At 68.0% G+C, this 2,697-nt stretch carries 4 protein-coding genes; 2 read left to right on the top strand and 2 right to left on the bottom strand.

Annotation, left to right across the window (positions count from 1 at the left end):
- Together JCM9942_RS13600 and JCM9942_RS13605 are read right to left on the bottom strand one after the other, a co-directional pair.
- Positions 1-614, bottom strand: a 614-nt coding sequence (locus JCM9942_RS13600) for an MFS transporter (RefSeq protein ID WP_218185496.1), incomplete at its 3' end; no start/stop codon positions are given.
- Entirely contained in the window at positions 611-1,411 is an 801-nt protein-coding gene (locus tag JCM9942_RS13605; RefSeq protein WP_054660342.1) for an exodeoxyribonuclease III, read from the bottom strand. The genes JCM9942_RS13605 and JCM9942_RS13600, both read right to left, overlap by 4 nt.
- Positions 1,412-1,524: 113 nt before the next feature.
- On the opposite strand from JCM9942_RS13605, the gene pyrE reads away from it, so the two are divergent.
- Together pyrE and JCM9942_RS13615 are read left to right on the top strand one after the other, a co-directional pair.
- On the top strand, positions 1,525-2,184 hold the full coding sequence (pyrE, locus tag JCM9942_RS13610; protein WP_054660344.1) for an orotate phosphoribosyltransferase: 660 nt from the start codon (positions 1,525-1,527) through the stop codon (positions 2,182-2,184).
- Between the two features lie 15 nt (positions 2,185-2,199).
- The coding region (locus JCM9942_RS13615) for a hypothetical protein (protein WP_054660346.1) at positions 2,200-2,697 on the top strand (498 nt) is incomplete at its 3' end.

Here is a 2,697-nt window from a genome sequence, read left to right on the forward strand (position 1 = left end):
TCCGGCAGCGGCGGCATCAGCGCCAGCGCCAGCACGCCCACCGTCGCGGCCAGGGCGGCCATCACCCGGTACACCTGCGGCCAGCTCTGCCACTGTTCGGCCCAGATCAGGGTGATGCCGCCGGACAGCACCATCGCCAGCCGGTAGCCGAGCACCGTCAGCGAACCGCCCAGGCCGCGTTCGGCCGGTGCCAGCAGGTCGGTCCGGTAGGCATCGATCACCACATCCAGCGTCGCCGACAGGCACGCCACCAGCACGGCCGCCGAGGCGAACAGCGCCAGATTGCGCGACGGCGACAGCGTGCTCATCGCCAGCAGCGCCGCGGCAAGTAACAGCAGCAGCAGCACGATCCAGCCGCGCCGGCGCCCCAGCAGCGGCAGGTCGAAGCGGTCGATCAACGGCGCCCACAGGAACTTGAAGGTATAGGGAATGCCAATCAGCGACAGGAAGCCCAGCGTCACCAGGTCCAGCCCGTCCACCGTCAGCCACGCCTGCATCGCCCCGCCGGTCAGCGCCAGCGGCAGCCCGGAGGCGAAGCCCAGCAGCAGGATCACGAACAGCCGGCGCAGGCGCTGCAGCCCGGCCGGCGGGGCCTCCAACACCGCTTCGGTCACAGGTCGTAGTCCACGGTGAACGGGGCATGGTCGGAAAAGCGCTCACCGGTGTAGATCGAGCAGCCGCGCAGACGCTCACGCAGGCCAGGGGTGAGCAACTGGTAGTCGATGCGCCAGCCGACGTTGTTGGCACGCGCCGCGCCGCGGTTGCTCCACCACGTGTAGTCCTGCCCGTCCGGGTGCAGCGCGCGGTAGGCGTCCACCCAGCCACGGCCCGTGGCCGGATCGGCCAGTTCGGCCCGATCGGCGCACAGCCCGTTGAGCCAGTCGCGCTCTTCCGGCAGACAGCCGGAGTTTTTCTGGTTGGACTTCCAGTTCTTGATGTCCAGCGCGCTGCGCACGATGTTCCAGTCACCGCACAGCACGTAGTCGCGCCCGCTGGCCAGCCACTCGTCCAGGATCGGCCGCAGCCACTGCATGACCTCGAACTTGAAGCCCTGGCGCAGCTCGCCGGAGGAGCCGGAGGGGATATAGAACGAGACCACGCTCAGGTTGCCAAAGCGCGCCTCGATGTAACGGCCTTCATCATCGAACGGCGCCCAGCCCAGCGACGTGCGCACCTCGTCGGGCTCGCGCCGGCTCCAGATCGCCACCCCGCTGTAGCCCTTCTTGGTGATTGCGTCGCGGTAGAAGCAGTGGTGGCCGTCCGGGCGGAACAGCGCGTCGGTCAGCTGCGCCTCCTGCGCCTTGGTTTCCTGAATACACAGCACGTCGGCCTGCTGCTGGGCGAACCAGTCGCCAAAACCCTTGGTGGTGGCCGAACGGATGCCGTTGGCGTTGAAACTGATGATGCGCATGGAATACCGCTGGCTGGACCTGGGACCGGCACAGCATACCGTCCGCCCCAGCAATCGCCGAAGCCATGCTTTACCCTAGGCGCCTTCAATAGACGACAAGAAAACGCATTTACATGAGTGACCACCGTTCCCGTTTCCTGCAGCTGGCGCTGAACGCCGACGCGCTGCGTTTTGGCCAGTTCACCCTCAAGTCCGGCCGCGTGAGCCCGTATTTCTTCAACGCCGGCCGTTTCGACACCGGCCTGGCACTGGCCCAGCTGGGCAACTGCTATGCCGACGCCATCGACGCGGCCGGGATCGCCTATGACCAGCTGTTCGGCCCGGCCTACAAGGGCATCCCGCTGGCCACCGCGATCGCCTGCGAGTTCTCGCACCGCGGCCGCAACCTGCCGCTGACCTTCAACCGCAAGGAAGCCAAGGACCACGGCGAGGGCGGCACCCTGATCGGCGCGGACATGGCCGGCAAGCGTGTGCTGATCGTCGATGACGTGATCACCGCCGGCACCGCGATCCGCGAGGCGCTGGCGATCATCCGCGAAGCCAACGGCATTCCGGCCGGTATTGTCGTTGCGCTGGACCGCCAGGAGATCGCCTCGGAAACAGACGCGCGCTCGGCCGCGCAGGCCGTGGCCGCCGAGACCGGCATCCCGGTGATCGCCGTGGCCAACCTGGCCGACCTGCTTGCATTCGCCTCCGGGAACCCGGAACTTGTCGGCTATCGCGAACCGCTGCTGGCCTACCGTGGCCGCTACGGCAGCAATCCAACAGGCTGACAGCAGGGGGCTGCCATGGCGCTGGACCGGTACAACACAGGGGCGACGTTGCTGATGCTGCTGGCCACGCTGGCGGCACCGGCGCTGGCGCAGAACAAGGGCGATTCCGGCAAGAAACTGTATTGCTGGGATGAGGGCAGCCGCCGCATCTGTTCGGACACGCTGCCACCGGAAGCGGTGAACAGCGCGCGCCAGGAGTTCAACGCCCGCAGCGGCACCCGCAGTGCCGAAATCCAGCGCGCGCTCACCGCCGAGGAGCGCGCCGACGCCGCCCTGGCCGAGGCCCAGCAGAAGATCGATGCGGCCGCGGCCGACACCCGCAGGCGGACCGAGCAGGCGATGCTGGCCACCTATGGCAGCGAGGACGCGCTGCGTCGGGTGTTCGCCGAGCGCACCGCGATCGTGGACAACAACATCAACACCGCCCTCTACAACGTCGCCAGCCTGCGCGAAGCGCTGGCCGCGCAGCTGCTGTCGGCCGGCAACCGCGAGCTGGCCGGGCAGAAGGTGAGC

It is taken from the genome of Stenotrophomonas pictorum JCM 9942, from assembly GCF_001310775.1.
Taxonomy (GTDB): domain Bacteria; phylum Pseudomonadota; class Gammaproteobacteria; order Xanthomonadales; family Xanthomonadaceae; genus Stenotrophomonas; species Stenotrophomonas pictorum.

Bases quoted from the DNA above. Each gene is read 5' to 3' on its own strand.
- pyrE (WP_054660344.1), top strand. From the start codon at position 1,525: ATGAGTGACCACCGTTCCCGTTTCCTGCAGCTGGCGCTGAACGCCGAC.
- JCM9942_RS13605 (WP_054660342.1), bottom strand. From the start codon at position 1,411: ATGCGCATCATCAGTTTCAACGCCAACGGCATCCGTTCGGCCACCACC.